17 protein-coding genes are annotated in these 15,714 nt (G+C 30.1%); 7 read left to right on the top strand and 10 right to left on the bottom strand.

What is annotated here, in order from left to right; genetic code table 11:
- Nucleotides 1–2 precede the first annotated feature (2 nt).
- From EDC42_RS02240 to rfbD, 8 genes are all read right to left on the bottom strand, one after another.
- Entirely contained in the window at nucleotides 3–281 is a 279-nt protein-coding gene (locus EDC42_RS02240) for a hypothetical protein (protein WP_069573534.1), read from the bottom strand.
- Nucleotides 282–548, bottom strand: a complete 267-nt coding sequence (locus EDC42_RS02235; protein ID WP_069573537.1) for a hypothetical protein — start codon at nucleotides 546–548, stop codon at nucleotides 282–284.
- Nucleotides 549–780: 232 nt separating this feature from the next.
- Complete coding sequence (gene rfbB / locus EDC42_RS02230) at nucleotides 781–1,788, bottom strand: dTDP-glucose 4,6-dehydratase (protein ID WP_069573539.1); 1,008 nt, start codon at nucleotides 1,786–1,788, stop codon at nucleotides 781–783.
- A gap of 4 nt (nucleotides 1,789–1,792) precedes the next feature.
- Nucleotides 1,793–2,353: a dTDP-4-dehydrorhamnose 3,5-epimerase gene (rfbC, locus tag EDC42_RS02225; RefSeq protein ID WP_069573544.1), complete on the bottom strand. Its 561-nt coding sequence runs from the start codon at nucleotides 2,351–2,353 to the stop codon at nucleotides 1,793–1,795.
- 4 nt (nucleotides 2,354–2,357) lie between these two features.
- Nucleotides 2,358–3,224 (bottom strand): glucose-1-phosphate thymidylyltransferase RfbA, encoded by an 867-nt coding sequence (gene rfbA, locus EDC42_RS02220; RefSeq protein ID WP_069573549.1) that lies wholly within the window; start codon nucleotides 3,222–3,224, stop codon nucleotides 2,358–2,360.
- A 31-nt stretch (nucleotides 3,225–3,255) separates the two neighbouring features.
- Nucleotides 3,256–3,486: a barstar family protein gene (locus EDC42_RS02215; RefSeq protein WP_123833372.1), complete on the bottom strand. Its 231-nt coding sequence runs from the start codon at nucleotides 3,484–3,486 to the stop codon at nucleotides 3,256–3,258.
- A 1-nt stretch (nucleotide 3,487) separates the two neighbouring features.
- Nucleotides 3,488–3,937 carry a ribonuclease domain-containing protein gene (locus EDC42_RS02210; RefSeq protein ID WP_069573556.1) on the bottom strand — a complete coding sequence of 150 codons (450 nt, stop codon included), beginning with the start codon at nucleotides 3,935–3,937 and terminating at the stop codon, nucleotides 3,488–3,490.
- The gene (gene rfbD / locus EDC42_RS02205) at nucleotides 3,934–4,773 is read right to left on the bottom strand and encodes a dTDP-4-dehydrorhamnose reductase (RefSeq protein WP_069573561.1); all 840 of its coding nucleotides are present in this window, start codon (nucleotides 4,771–4,773) and stop codon (nucleotides 3,934–3,936) included. The genes EDC42_RS02210 and rfbD overlap by 4 nt, the downstream gene beginning before the upstream one ends.
- A 74-nt stretch (nucleotides 4,774–4,847) precedes the next feature.
- Here rfbD and EDC42_RS02200 point away from each other — a divergent pair, with 74 nt between their 5' ends.
- Nucleotides 4,848–6,086 (top strand): nucleotide sugar dehydrogenase, encoded by a 1,239-nt coding sequence (locus tag EDC42_RS02200; RefSeq protein ID WP_069573565.1) that lies wholly within the window; start codon nucleotides 4,848–4,850, stop codon nucleotides 6,084–6,086.
- Here EDC42_RS02200 and EDC42_RS02195 read toward each other — a convergent pair.
- Entirely contained in the window at nucleotides 6,083–7,291 is a 1,209-nt protein-coding gene (locus EDC42_RS02195) for a DUF2264 domain-containing protein (RefSeq protein WP_069573569.1), read from the bottom strand. The two genes, EDC42_RS02200 and EDC42_RS02195, sit on opposite strands and share 4 nt — an antisense overlap.
- 121 nt (nucleotides 7,292–7,412) lie before the next feature.
- Between EDC42_RS02195 and hacA the strand changes: the two genes are divergently transcribed.
- From hacA to mmp11, 5 genes are all read left to right on the top strand, one after another.
- The gene (hacA, locus tag EDC42_RS02190; protein ID WP_069573574.1) at nucleotides 7,413–8,657 is read left to right on the top strand and encodes a homoaconitase large subunit; all 1,245 of its coding nucleotides are present in this window, start codon (nucleotides 7,413–7,415) and stop codon (nucleotides 8,655–8,657) included.
- Between the two features lie 5 nt (nucleotides 8,658–8,662).
- On the top strand, nucleotides 8,663–9,142 hold the full coding sequence (locus EDC42_RS02185; protein ID WP_069573580.1) for a 3-isopropylmalate dehydratase small subunit: 480 nt from the start codon (nucleotides 8,663–8,665) through the stop codon (nucleotides 9,140–9,142).
- Nucleotides 9,117–10,124: an isocitrate/isopropylmalate family dehydrogenase gene (locus EDC42_RS02180; protein WP_069573584.1), complete on the top strand. Its 1,008-nt coding sequence runs from the start codon at nucleotides 9,117–9,119 to the stop codon at nucleotides 10,122–10,124. Before EDC42_RS02185 ends, EDC42_RS02180 begins: the two co-directional genes overlap by 26 nt.
- 158 nt (nucleotides 10,125–10,282) lie before the next feature.
- Entirely contained in the window at nucleotides 10,283–10,705 is a 423-nt protein-coding gene (ribH, locus tag EDC42_RS02175; protein WP_069573587.1) for a 6,7-dimethyl-8-ribityllumazine synthase, read from the top strand.
- Nucleotides 10,706–10,713: 8 nt separating this feature from the next.
- Complete coding sequence (gene mmp11 / locus EDC42_RS02170) at nucleotides 10,714–11,649, top strand: methanogenesis marker protein 11 (RefSeq protein WP_069573594.1); 936 nt, start codon at nucleotides 10,714–10,716, stop codon at nucleotides 11,647–11,649.
- 38 nt (nucleotides 11,650–11,687) lie between these two features.
- On the opposite strand, the gene EDC42_RS02165 is transcribed toward mmp11, so the two are convergent.
- Nucleotides 11,688–13,385 carry a glycosyltransferase gene (locus EDC42_RS02165; protein ID WP_069573598.1) on the bottom strand — a complete coding sequence of 566 codons (1,698 nt, stop codon included), beginning with the start codon at nucleotides 13,383–13,385 and terminating at the stop codon, nucleotides 11,688–11,690.
- A gap of 126 nt (nucleotides 13,386–13,511) precedes the next feature.
- On the opposite strand from EDC42_RS02165, the gene EDC42_RS02160 reads away from it, so the two are divergent.
- Nucleotides 13,512–15,659 carry a Tex family protein gene (locus EDC42_RS02160; protein WP_069573603.1) on the top strand — a complete coding sequence of 716 codons (2,148 nt, stop codon included), beginning with the start codon at nucleotides 13,512–13,514 and terminating at the stop codon, nucleotides 15,657–15,659.
- Nucleotides 15,660–15,714: the final 55 nt, after the last annotated feature.

Genomic DNA, 15,714 nt, shown 5'->3' with positions numbered 1-15,714 from the left:
AATTAATGGAAAAATGTTAACATTCCCGGTAATGACTCAATCATAGCTTGAATACCTAATATAAAAATAGCAAAACCGCCAATGAAATTAATATAACGTGAATATTTCATTGCTAATTTTGTACCAAATGTTCCAATTAAAAGCCAGCAAACAACTGCAATTAAACTTAAGATACTTAAAATAATAGGATCTACATGAGCAGCAACACCCTGAGCTGCTAAAATTAAGTTTTCAATGTTTCCAAAAACTAATAATGCTAAAAATGGTTTTAGTTCTTTCATTTAAACACCTCTAATAGATTCTACCATTGCTTGTAAACCCAAAATAAAAATAGCTAAACCACCAATAAAATCAATGAAATCGACATATTGCATTAACATTGAAGTACCAACTGTACCTATGAATAACCATCCCATAACAAATAAGATACTTACAATCCCTAATTTAACCGGATTGACGCCTGCAACTACACCTTGTGAAGATAATACTAAGTTTTCAATGTTTCCAAAAATTATTAACCCAACAAAAGGCAAATATTGTTCTAACATTTCCATTCCTCCCAATAAATATATTGAATATTTACCGTATACAATAATCATTTTAATTAGATTATAATATATAAAATTATCTTAATTAAACTAAAAATCTTATTTTAAAAATTAAAAATAAATCAATATTATACACTTAAAATATTAATAAATATGAACAGTATTATAAAAAAAATAAAAAATATATGAATGATTATGTAAAAAAACAGAGGTTGATTTCAAGTGTAAAAAATTATCTGCCAGAATACATTTTATTATAATAATCTTTGTATTGACCACTTTTAACCTTACTAGTCCATTCTTGATTGTCCAGATACCATTGAATTGTTTCTTTAATCCCAATTTCAAATGTATATTTAGGAGACCATCCTAATTCCTCTTGAATTTTATTTGAATCAATTGCATAACGCCTATCATGACCCAACCTATCTTTCACAAATTTAATTAAAGATTCATCCTTATTTAATTGATTTAATATTAATTTAACGATTTCAAGGTTCTGTTTTTCGTTATTTCCACCAATATTATAAACTTCACCAAGTTTACCTTCATGCAACACCAAATCAATAGCTCGGCAGTGATCATAAACATGCAGCCAATCCCTAATGTTTTTACCGTCACCATAAACCGGTAATTTTTTATCTTCCAAAGCATTTGAGATCATCAAGGGAATTAATTTCTCAGGGAATTGATAAGGACCATAATTATTAGAACAACGAGTAATATTTATCGGCAAATCAAATGTTTCACTATAAGCACGAGTAATTAAATCTCCACCAGCCTTTGAAGCCGAATAAGGACTATTAGGTTGTAAAGGAGTATTTTCTTTAAAATATCCTGTTTTTCCAAGAGTACCATAAACTTCATCAGTTGAAATTTGTATGTATTTATCAACACCATATTTTTTAGCAGCATTTAATAGAACTTGTGTTCCTAAAACATTTGACTTAATAAATATTTCAGGGTCGGTTATACTCCTATCTACATGACTTTCAGCTGCAAAATTAATAACATAATCACATTGTTGAACTAAATCATCAACGATGTTCTTATCCCTAATATCGCCTTTAACAAATGAATAATTATCATTTTTTTCGATATCTTTTAAATTTTCAAGGTTTCCGCAGTATGTTAAAGCATCCAAGTTAACAATTTCATATTCAGAGTATTTATTAACCATATACCTAACAAAATTACTTCCAATAAATCCTGCTCCACCAGTAACAAGTATTTTTGACATATAATCACTTATATTTAATTTGAGATTCTTTAAAGCCTAACCATTTCTTATCCTTATCAGATAAAATTATCTCATCAATATCATTCAATGGCCAATCAATAGCTATATCTTCATCATCCCATTTAATTCCACTTTCATCTTCACCATGGTAAAATTCTGTACATTTATATACAAATTCGGCTTCATCGGATAATACTAAAAATCCATGAGCAAATTTTGGTGGGATGAATAACTGCTTTTTATTTTTATCAGATAGGATAGTTCCAAACCATTTACCATAAGTGGGGGAATTAGCTCTTAAATCTACTCCAACATCAAATACTTCACCATTGATAACACGAACTAATTTTCCTTGAGGATATTTAACTTGTAGGTGCAAGCCTCTTAAAACTCCTTTTCTTGATTTTGATTGATTATCCTGAACAAAGGTCAAATCATGTCCCGCATCCTTAAAATCTTTTTCATTGTATGTTTCCATAAAATATCCTCTATTATCTTCAAAGATTGCAGGTTCTACTACAAACATTTCCTCAATACCAGTTTCTATAAAATTAAACTTTCCCATAAAATCACATTTTAGCTAAATTAAATAAATATTGACCATAATCTGTTTTTTTAAGTTCCTCAGCTGTCTTTAACAATTGTTTTTTATTAATATATCCTTTGAGATAGGCAATTTCTTCAAGACAAGCAATATATAATCCCTGCCTTTTTTGAATTGTTTCAATAAAATTTGCTGCTTCTAAAAGTCCTTCATGAGTTCCGGTATCAAGCCAAGCCATACCTCTTCCTAAAAGTTCAACTTTAAGTTTTCCACGTTTTAAATACTCCCCATTAACAGAAGTAATCTCAACTTCTCCTCTGTCAGAAGGTTTAACATTTTTTGCTATTTCTATAACATCATTATCATAAAAATAAAGACCCGGAACAATATAATTTGATTTAGGATTTTTTGGTTTTTCCTCAACAGAAAGTACATTCCAATTATCATCAAATTCAACAACACCAAAAGCTTCTGGATTATTTGTGTAATAACCGAATATTATTGCACCTTCATCCAGTTTAGTTGCTCTTTCAAGAATTTCTGTAAATCTATGACCATGAAATATATTGTCTCCTAAAATTAAAGCAACATTATCATTTCCAATGAAATCTTCACCTATTATAAACGCTTCTGCAAGGCCATTAGGATTTTCTTGAATAGCATAAGATAATTTAATTCCAAAACTTGCTCCACTACCTAAAAGGTCTTTATACATTGGTAAATCCCGAGGAGTTGAAATAATCAATATTTCCTTAATTCCTGCAAGCATCAGTACAGATATAGGATAATAAATCATTGGTTTGTCATATAACGGCAATAATTGTTTTGAAACTGCTTTTGTGATAGGATAAAGACGAGTTCCAGAACCACCTGCAAGCACTATACCTTTCATAATAATCACTACTTAATTATATTTTTTATAATTAATATAATATTTCAAATTTTAGAAATTCGTTTTCGATAGATGCATCCAAAAAAGTATCAATAATATCCTTATTAACATATTTTGGATTAATTAATTGAATTTCACAATCCATTTCACACAAACAATCATAAAGTGCATCTAAATTTTTACCATAATAGTCCGGCAGATTTAATATTTTTATTAAATAATCATGCCCCTCTGTTTTAATCAATTTACCATCAATTAGCATATTATACCTCTGTAAATGTGTTGTAATGATCATCAGTATAGTATACTTTATAGTTGCCAGTATTGTAAACAATCCTTTCAGCACCACGAAATGTTCCATTAGCATTTATATCACATTCAATGTATTTATAATCACTATCTGGAAGTATATGCTGCCTATTAGTAAATGTATCTCCACCTATACTTTTTCCTGGAGCGTATTTTTTAAGTGGCCCGCCATGCCAACCTAAACTTTGAGCCTCTTTTTTAGTTATATAATTACTTGGAAGTTTATGAAATTCTTTAATATAAGCTGAAACCTGATTCACTGTGCAATATTGGCCATCCTCAACTACATTAATATTATCTGAATCGTCATCCCAATGTAAGAAATCAAAAAATCCCGCACTTACAGAGGCGATACTAAACAATGCGACAATAGATGCAATTATTAAAATTAATTTTTTATTCATATGATTAACTCAATATATTCTTTAATAGCTTCTTTATAATTTCTAAGTGGATTAAATCCATTTTTAATCCAGTTTTTATTTTTCAATACTGAATAATTTGGACGTGAAGCAGAACGAGCAAATTCAGATGCGGTAACTGGAATCACTTTGACATCAACATTGGCCACTTCAAATATATATCTTGCAAACTCACACCAAGAGCAACTTCCGGAATTAGTTAAATGATAAATACCATAAAAATCAGTTTTTATTAATTCAGAAATAGCTTTAGCTAAATCTTGAGTATATGTAGGTGTTCCTATTTCATCATAAACAACAGTAATTTCAGAATGATTTTTTGCAAGTTCAAGTATTGTTTTAGGAAAATTTCGGCCATTAATACCATATAACCATGCAGTCCTTACAATAAAGAATTTATCAAGGATTTCAAGAATATATTTTTCTCCCCTAAGTTTACTTTTACCATAAACACTTATTGGATCAACATTATCCTCCTCAATCCATGGTTTATCACTTTTACCATTGAAAACATAATCAGTACTTATATGAACAAGAGGACAATCAATCTCCTTACATGCAATAGCAAGATTCTTAACTCCTTCACTATTTACAGTATAAGCAATATCTTGATTTTCCTCACAACCATCAACATCAGTATATGCTGCTGAATTTATAACAATGTCCGGCTTTTTATTTGAAATAAACTCCATTGTATGTTTTTTATCAGTGATATCTAATGTTTCAGAAGTTGTAAGTATTAATTCATGAGTCCTCCTTAAAACTTCCTGCAAATCATAACCCAGCATCCCATTAGAACCAGTTATTAAAATCTTCATATTACCACTTAAACTTTTTAATATTAGTTTTAACAAATATTATATTTATATTTAAAAGAGACGGAGTTAACATTATGAAAGTGTGTATAATAGGTCAAGGTTATATTGGACTTCCAACTGCAGCACTTTTTTCAAAAAATCATTGCAAAGTTGTTGGAGTAGATATTTCTGAAAAAATAATTAATAATTTAAACAAAGGAATTGTTCACATTGAAGAACCGGGAATAGGTGACCTAATTAAAAATGCAGTGGAAAAAAAATCATATTCAGCCAGTTTAACTCCGCAAAAAGCTGATGCATTTATTATTACTGTGCCAACACCATACATTGCTGAAAATTATAGTTGCGATTTAAGTTATGTTATTGATGCATGTCACTCAATATTACCATACTTAGAAAAAGGAAATATAGTTATTATTGAATCCACAGTTGCACCAATGTCAACTGACGAACAAATAAAACCAATATTTGAAGAAGCAGGTTTTAGTATTGGAAAAGATTTATATCTTGCACATTGTCCTGAAAGAGTTCTTCCAGGAAAAATAATGTATGAATTAGTCAACAATAACCGTATTATTGGTGGAGTTACAGAAGAATGTGCTAAAAAAGCTAGTGAAGTTTATGGAGAATTCGTAGAAGGTGAATTAATACTTACTGAAGCAAAGACAGCTGAATTATCAAAATGTATGGAAAATACTTTTAGAGATGTAAATATTGCACTTGCTAATGAACTTACAAAAATTTGTGCTGAAATTGGAGTAAATGCACTTGATGTAATTGAAATGGCAAATAAACATCCAAGAGTTAACCTTCATTCCCCAGGACCAGGTGTTGGAGGACATTGCCTTGCAATTGATCCTTACTTTATTTATGCAAAAGCTCCTGAAACTGCAAAAATTATTAAATTAGCAAGGGATACAAATAACTCCATGCCAGATTTTGTTTGCGATAATATTAGAAAAATCATTAAAAAAGGTAAAATAGCTGTTTTAGGTGTTTCTTATAAAGGAAATACTGATGATGATAGGGAAAGTCCGGCTTATGAAATTATAGATAAATTAAGTAATGATTATGAGATTCAAATTCATGACCCTCATGTTGAAAATCCTAATTATGTAAACTTTGATATAGCAGTGAAAGATAGTGATTTAATTTTAGTGCTCTGTGACCATAACGAATTTAAAGATTTAGATTATAATTTAATAAAAAAAAGTATGAAAAATCCAGTAATATTCGATACAAAAAATATAATAAAAGAAGTTCCATCTGAAATTAAATTATATAATTATGGGAACTTATATGAATTAAACTAAAAATTAATAGGCTGATCCCTTTGAATTGGATGCCCATTCCATGCTTTAAGACTACTCCATTCTGCAGAAGGTGCTTTCCAGAACATATCATTCCTATCTAAACCTAATGGTAAAAATATTGAACAACATGAGTAAAGAGTACCTGTATTAGTAGTTTCATCAGAAATATCAGTTTGTGATCCCTCCAAGCCAATAATTAACCATCCATTTGAATTAAAGTTATTGTAAGATTCAAATTGAGTTTTTAAAACTTTTGTAAGAGCGGACCTAACTTGAGCCGGATGAATATTTTTTGGCAATATTTTAAGTAAAGAGGCTTGAGACATCAAATGGAAAACACCACACCTATAAGATAAGAATTTTCCAAGTAATGGATAAGTTCCTTCAGGTGAAATAACTCTTTCAAGTTGAGATGCTAATCTTGAAGACCTCATTAATTGAACATCTAAGAATTCACCATCTTCCAAACCATATTTTCTCATTACACCTAAAATATCATTAAGCATAGGATGAATAAATAAGCTATTATAGTAACCTAACTCAAAATCTTCGCCATCAGAATACATTGCATCTCCGATATATAATTCATCCCTAAATTTACGGACACCATAAACTAAACGTTCTTTATCACATTCCCCAGTGAATTCTAAAAGAGCAGCTTCAATCATAGAAGTGTATAACAACCAATGATTTTCATAAGGGGCAATGATTCTTGTACTTTTAAGGTCTCTGATTATTCTAGCTTGAACCTTAATAGGTAAATTAAGCCAAATTTGATTTTTAGCTCTGAGTAATCCTTCAGCAAATAAAGCAACATCAACCAAAGATTGTTTAGGTTCAACAACAAAAATATAATCATTGCTTTTTGGATTAATAGCATTAGAAATAGCTTTTAATGTTAAATAAATATATTTCTCACGAATTTTACCTTCTTCAGAATTATCCGCACCAAGTTCCAACCAAGATGCAATTCCATTGAATATTCTTACAAAAGCATCAAAATAAGCAGACGAATGACCTTCAGCAGAAATTGATTCAACGGGCATGTTTTTACTAAGAGAATCTCTTGCTAAATTATTCAATACCGGAAAAGCAATTTTTTGTAAAGTTGAAACCCAAAAAATCCTATCCTCCAAAATAGGAAGTTTTTCTTCAATTATAGGAGTTTCTTTTTTTTTAAATCTTTTAAAAATTGAGTTACTCATATTGTATATTTTTGATAAACATATTATATAAATATATAAAAATTAAATTTTTAAAAATAAAGCAATCATTATATATTTTATAATCAATATATATCTATCACTAATAAAGAGGTTTTATAATATGCCAACAATGTCAGAGAAAATATTAGCTAAAGCTTCCGGAAAAGAAAAGGTAGAAGCAGGAGATATAGTTATTGCAAATATCGATGTAGCGATGACACATGATTTGACTGGGCCTCTTTCAGTGGAATCTTTTGAAAAAATTGGAGCTGAAAATGTTTGGGATGCATCAAAAATTGTTATTCCTTTCGATCACCAAGTTCCCGCAGATTCTATTGACTCCGCCAATAATCATATAATAATGAGAGAATTTGTTAAAAAATACAATATTGAAAATTTTTATGATGTTAATGCTGGAGTGTGTCACCAGATTCTACCAGAAAAAGGTCATGTAGTACCCGGAGAAGTTATTGTAGGTGCAGACTCACATACATGTACTCATGGAGCATTAGGAGCATTTTCAACAGGTATCGGATCGACTGATATGGCAATGGTATTTGCTGAAGGTAATTTATGGTTAAAAGTACCTGAAACAAATAGATTTAATATCACAGGAGATTTAAAAGAAAATGTTTATGCAAAAGATGTAATTTTGCACATTATCGGTGAAATGGGTGCTGATGGTTCAACTTACAAAGCCTGTGAATTTGCTGGTGAAACTATATCAAATATGAGTATTTCAGATAGAATGGTATTATGCAATATGGCAATTGAAATGGGTGGAAAAACCGGGTTAGTAGAACCTGACAAAAAAACAATTGATTATGTTGAAAAACATTCTAACAAACCTTATGAAATATTTAAAACTGATTTAGATTCCTCTTCGCTTAACATGATTGACATTGATGTGAGCAACTTAGAACCTCAAATAGCATGTCCCCATAATGTAGATAATGTAAAGCCAATTAGTGAAGTAGACCAAGAAATCGACCAAGTATTTTTAGGTTCTTGTACTAATGGTAGGTTAAGTGATTTAAGGGATGCTGCTAAAATATTAAAAGGCAAAAAAGTAGCTAAAGACACCAGAATGCTAGTTATCCCAGCATCACAAGAAATTTATTTAAAAGCATTAGATGAAGGGTTACTTAAAATATTTGTTGAAGCTGGTGCACTTGTATCAGCTCCATGTTGTGGTCCATGCCTCGGAGGACACACAGGAATAATTGGACCTGATGAAGTAAGTCTCTCAACTTCCAATAGAAACTTTAGAGGAAGACAGGGTAGTCCTGATGGAAAAGTATTTTTATCTTCTGCTGCTGTTGCCGCTGCTTCAGCAATTGAAGGAAAAATTGTAAGTCCAGAGTGATTAATATGAAAGGAACAGCATGGAAATTCGGAAATGATATTGATACAGACATTATCGTTCCAGGAAGATATTTAATTTATACTAATGAAGAAAGATTATCACAACATTGTATGGAAGGTTTAGATCCTGATTTTAACAAAAAATGTAAAAAAGGAGATTTTATTGTTGCAGGAACTAACTTTGGATGCGGATCTTCAAGAGAGCATGCACCAATAGCACTTAAAGGTGCTGGAGTATCTGCAGTAATTGCTGAATCTTTTGCTAGAATTTTTTATAGAAATGCTACAAATATTGGAATTCCCCTATTAGAAGCTCCAGGAATTAATAAACTTATAGAAGATGGGGAAGAAATTGAAATTGACATGAACAAAGCAACTATAAAATCTCAAAATGGAGAAATAATCTCATTTAAAAAATTACCTCCATTCATGTTAGAAATATTAGAACAAGGTGGTTTAATTGAATACCTCAAAAACAAAAGATAAATATAAAATTGCTGTTATTCCAGGTGATGGTATAGGTAATGAAGTAATGGAAGCGGCAATATATGTTTTAAATGCTTTAAATATCAATTTTGATTATGTTTATGGTGAAGCTGGTGATGAATGCCTTGAAAAAAACGGTACTGCATTGCCTGATGAAACATTAGACATTATTAGAAATTCTGATGCTTGCTTATTTGGTGCAGCAGGGGAAACTGCAGCAGATGTAATTGTTAAAATACGTCAAGAAATGAAAATGTTTGCTAACTTAAGACCTGTGAAATCATACCCCAACACCAATTCATTGTCAGATAATATAGATTTCATGATAGTGCGTGAAAACACAGAAGGATTATACATTGCAGGTGAAGAAAGTTATACTGACGAAGGTGCAGTAGCTAGACGCATTATTACACGTGAAGCAGAAAAACGCATTATTGAATATGCATTTAAATATGCAAAAGAAAATAATAAAAGTAAAGTAACTGGTGTTCACAAAGCCAATGTATTAAAAAAAAGTGATGGTTTATTCAAAGATGTATTCTATGAAGTTGCTAAAAGATATCCTGAAATTGCAACAGAGGATTATTATGTAGATGCAACAGCAATGTATCTTATTACAAAACCTGAAAGCTTTGATGTGATTGTAACCACAAATCTTTTTGGAGACATTCTCTCCGATGAAGGTGCAGGTCTTGTCGGGGGACTTGGTTTAATACCATCCGCCAATATTGGTGAAGATGCTGCATTATTTGAACCGGTTCATGGTTCAGCACCAGATATTGCAGGTCAAGGAAAAGCAAATCCAATAGCTATGATGCTTTCAGCTATCATGATGCTTAGATATCTTGGTGAAAATGAAGCGGCTAATAGATTTGATGGTGCAATATTAAAAGTACTTAATGAAGCTGATATTTTAACTGGTGATTTAGGTGGTTCTGCAACCACTATGGAACTAGCTGAGGAAGTTAAAAATAATTTATAAAAAATGGAGATAAATTTGTATGGATTTTAAAAAATTAACAAAAATACAATTTGCAGCACTTTTTATCATATTTATTATGGTACTGAGTGGGGTTGCAGGATTCCTTCTCTATATTATTTAGTGGAAGTATGTAAAAGAAATTATAGAGGTTAGATAAAATGGCAAAATATGAAATTGCAGCAGTAGTTGCAGAATTTAATTATGATATTACACAAATGATGTTAGAACTCGCAAAAGCAGAAGCAAAAAATAGAGGATGTGAAATCACAAAAGTAATCGCCGTTCCTGGTGTATTTGATATGCCTCTTATAATTAAAAAATTATTAAAATCAGAAAAATATGATGCAATTGTCACCTTGGGTGCTGTAATAGAAGGCGCAACTGATCACGACCAAATTGTAGCACAACATGCTTCTCGTAAAATTGCTGATTTAGCATTGGAATATGATACACCAGTAGCACTTGGTATTACTGGTCCTGGAATGACTAGATTAGATGCTCACAGACGTGTTAAAAATGCAAAAAGTGCAGTTGAAGCAGCTATTAAAATGTGTGACAGATTAAGTGAATTAGACGAATAGATGATTACATGGAAATCTTAAAACCTAATGAATTAAGAGAAAGATTTAACGACCCATGGATTGCACCATATAAAAAAGTATTGACTATGGTGGACGGAAATAAAGTAGAAATCGTTGAATATCATCCATGCATATCCGGTTCGCACTGGTTGTTAAATCAATACCTGAATAATTCTGAGTTGATTGATTCAGCTTATCGTGACGGTAACAAACATGTTTATAAATGTCATGTTGGTAAAGCACCACTAGACCTTAAAGCAAGCTTTAATGCAGCAGGAATTGATGAGATTGTTGTTGCTGATGATGAGGTTAAAGTAACTCACAGCGGACTTGCCGGTGCAGGTGTTGGAGCTGGAATGTGTAGAGGAATGGGTGAAGGTGTTAAATATATTGAACTTATTCAAGTTGGAGGCGGTTCAAAAGCAGGAAAAGCTACCGTTGTTACTCCAAAACTTAATAAAATAGTAATTGGTGTTGATGACACTGATGTTAAAGATGCTGGAGCTACTTGGACTATGGCACATAATTTAGGTGTTGAACTTGCAAATGAAGGTTTTGAATACTTAGATCATATTATTGTCCAATTATATCCTCATAATCCACATAAAACTCAAAATTGTGTATCAATTGCTTTAACATTCGCTGTTGAAGAATCTAAAAAAGAAAAATTAATAGACAGAGTTATTGAAATTCTTAAAAGAGACACATTATCTGATAAAACTGCAATTGCTATCTTAGAAGGTTTAGATATTCCTGAAAAATTAAGAAAATATTCAATAGCTACAAAATCAGGAATGATGGATATTGAAACTGCAGAATCACTTGCAAAAGAATTAAACATACCATTAATTGCTGTTACTGGTGAACAAGGAAAAGTTGGTGCTCTTGCTGCTTTAGGTCTTTACGATGATGTGGAAGAAGCAGTGAAAGCATATGATAAATAAATCTAAAAGAAATTATTTTTTTAGATTTATGCTATTTTTTAAAAATTAAAATTTAAGAAAACACCTTGATTTCCACTAGAAAATTGTTTAATTGAAGTGGAATTTGTATCCCTAAATACAATTTCTAAATCATGACCGTCAAATTTAAATGATTTAGTCAAATTATTTTTATAACTAAAAGAAGTTAGATAATTCCCATCTACAGAAATATCATAAGTTCCGTTATCCTTAAAAGTACCATATGAATTCACAATAGATTCATTATCCAAAAATATTTCATATGTAGATGATTGTTTTTCATTTGATGTAATAAAATATTTTTCTTTAATTGTTGTATTATTATATTCATAAGCATGAGTAATTAAAGAACCATCAAAAACATCTTTTAAACGACTGTTTTGAATAACTTCACCATTTTCAACTTGCAATAGCTTTTTAACTTCAATAGGTAACCTTAAAATATCAGGCTCCCCTAATCTGGTTTCATTGACTTTATAAGTATTCGCACCTAATTTAATCGTATCATTAATATTGACTCCTAATGTCATCATAGCATCAGAAGGCATACGTATTTGACCAGATTCATTTTCAATTGCAGTATCAATAGTATATGGTCCTCTAACAGAGATAGTATCCCTTGGAGAATCATCAGCATAAATAATTAGATTTCTAGAATTGGGTTCAATTGATAAAACTCCATGATCAAAATGTGCTGCACCGAGAAATGTTGAAATCATAAGAAGCAATATAATAATTGAAATAATCATTGGAAAATGAATTTTAACAAATGATTTTAATAAATTGCGGCCTGGTGTCTTTTTAAACATTACTATTGATTTAATAATAACTTTAAAAATATAAAAAATTGCAATTAAAAGTCCTATAATTGAAATTATAACTCCAATAGCTAATGGAACAAATTTTACAAAGAATATTGTAAATAAACCAAGAATTACTAAAGACAAACCAACGATAGACATTCTAATGTAATACCCAATATCATCAATCATTGTAACTCTTCCGTACTTATTTGCACGACCTATAATAGTTCTTACAACTTCATTAGCCATTAAATTTAAATCAGAAAGTGGAGACATGTCATGTTCAATAGCTCCAATATCAACTTCCATAATTGAAATTCCTAAAACATCAGCATCAATAACAATACCAACATCTACACCATAATCGCTTTCAAAATTAATTTTCTTTAATACTTCCTTACGTGCTGCAAATTGACCGCTTAAAGGTTGTTCAAATGAAATTTCTGGGAAGAAAAAGTTAAGTAATGGTTTAGCAGTAAGTTCAGTAACACGTCCGCTTGCTCTAGAGAATTTAGTTTTAGTAATATCAGCTCCACCATCCAAAATAGGTTTAATCATTGATTCAACTTTACTTGATGTCAAATTATAAATATCTGCATCAATAAATGCAATAATATCACATTCTGCTTCCCTATATCCGGTTTGTAAAGCTTCTCCTTTTCCTTTATTAACCTCATGATTAATTACAATAGCTCCAGCTTTTAAAGCTTCCATTTCAGTATTATCAGATGAACCATCATTAACAACTATAATCTCATCAACAAAGGATACTTTTTTAACTACATTTACAACCTTGGCCACAGTCTCTTCCTCATTATATGCTGGAATGATAACTGAAACTTTTTTATATTTATTAGGTTTTTGAGTTTTTATACCTGCAAGCAAAAAAGAAAGGATTACAAAAAACCAATACATTAAAATTCTCCATTACAAGTTAATAATGTAACTAATTTTGTTTTTTATAACATATAAATAATTAATAGAAAAATTAAATTAGTCTTGAAAATAACATTAATATACTTAATTAAATTACGTGAAAAAATGATAGCAAAAACACTCGAAAAAGAATTGAATCTATCAAATTGGCAAGTTAAAAAAGTAATAAAATTAATTGATGATGGAAATACCATTCCATTCATTGCAAGATATAGGAAAGATGTTACTGGTTCTTTAAATGATGCAACATTAAGAAAATTTGATGAAAGATTAAAATACCTTAGAAATTTAGAAGAAAAAAAAGAAAAAATCATCAAAAGAATAAATGAACTTGGAAAATTAGATGATAACCTAAAAAATAAAATTCAAAATTCTAAAACTTTAGTTGAACTTGAGGATTTATACCGTCCATATAAAAGTAAAAAACAAACAAGAGCAACAAAAGCTCGTGAAAAAGGTCTTGAATCTTTAGCATCCATAATTTTAAAACAAGAAATTAAAGAAAATGTTAAAAATATTGCTAAAAACTACATAACCGATGAAGTTAAAACACTAGAAGAAGCAATTCAGGGTGCGCAAGACATTATTGCAGAGGAAATTTCTAATAATTCTGAATTTAGAAAAAAAATTAGAAAAAACAATTTCTATACTGGGCAAATTGAAACAAAAACTAAAAATAAAGATGAATCGACTGAATATGATCTTTATTATGATTACGCCGAAAACATTAAAAAAATACCTCCCCATAGAATTTTAGCAATTAACAGAGCTGAAAAAGAGGGAATAATTAAAGTAAAAATCAATTGTGACAATGAGGAAATAATTAAATATCTAAATAGACACGTTTTGAAAAATATATCTGGAATTCCTGAAAAGATTGAATATAATCCCTATACAACCCAAATTATAAAAGAATCTGTTGAAGATGCATATACAAGATTAATTTCACCGGCAATTGAAAGAGAAATTAGAAATTACCTTACTAAAAAAGCAGAAGAAAAATCAATTGAAGTGTTTGCTAAAAACTTAAATCAACTATTAATGGAAAGCCCATTAGTTGGAAAAACAATACTCGGATGGGATCCTGCTTTTAGAACTGGTTGTAAACTAGCCATCATAGATAAAACTGGTAAAGTTCTTGATACCGAATTAATTTATCCAACACAACCTCAAAATAAAGTTACAGAATCAATTAAAACTGTTAAAGATTTGATTGATAAATACAGCATTGATGTAATAGCTATTGGAAATGGAACTGCTTCAAGAGAATCAGAAGAGATTGTTGCTAAAATAATTAAAAACACTAATGTAGAATACATTATAGTAAATGAAGCTGGTGCATCAGTTTATTCAGCTTCAAAATATGCCGATGAAGAATTTCCTGATTTTTCAGAAGGTGAAAGAAGCGCAATTTCAATTGCAAGAAGACTTCAAGATCCATTAGCAGAACTTGTAAAAATTGACCCAAAATCAATTGGTGTTGGCCAATATCAACATGACATGAATCAAAAACAATTAAATGAAACATTAACTGGCGTTGTTGAAAAAGTAGTGAATGAAGTAGGAGTAGATTTAAACACTGCATCTGTAAGTTTACTTAATTATGTATCTGGAATTGGAAATACGACTGCTAAAAATATCATAAACTATAGAGAAGAAAATGGAAGTTTTGACTCTAGAAAAGAATTATTAAAAGTTAAAAAACTTGGTAAAAAAACATATGAACAATGCGCAGGATTTATTAAAGTCAATAACCCTAAATATCCTCTTGATAATACGACCATACATCCAGAATCATATGATGCTGCTTACAAGCTACTTGAAAAACTCAATTATAGCATTGATGATATTGGAAGTTCAAATTTAAAATTAGACAATATTAATCTTGAAGAAATTTCAGTAGAATTGGATATTGGTCAAGAAACACTTAAAGATATTATTAAAGAGCTTAGAAAACCTGGTCGTGATCCTCGTGATGATATGCCAAAACCAATGCTTAGAAAAAATGTATTGTCAATTGAAGATTTAGAAATAGGAATGATAATGCAAGGAACCATTAGAAATATTGTGGATTTTGGAGCATTTGTTGATATTGGAGTTCATCAAGATGGATTAGTGCATATTTCACAGTTAGTTGAAAATAAATTTGTAAAACATCCGCTTGATATCGTTAGTGTTGGGAATATAGTTGATGTAAAAGTTTTAGATGTTGATTTGAAAAGAAATAGAATTAATCTTTCAATGATACTTTAATATTATATATTTTAAAATCAATAGTTAATAATTAATAAATTAATTGATAAAAAGG

The organism is Methanobrevibacter gottschalkii DSM 11977, assembly GCF_003814835.1.
In the GTDB taxonomy this organism is placed as follows: domain Archaea; phylum Methanobacteriota; class Methanobacteria; order Methanobacteriales; family Methanobacteriaceae; genus Methanocatella; species Methanocatella gottschalkii.
The sequence above is the reverse complement of the archived record's forward strand: the minus strand, read 5'-3'. Positions and strand labels throughout refer to the sequence as shown.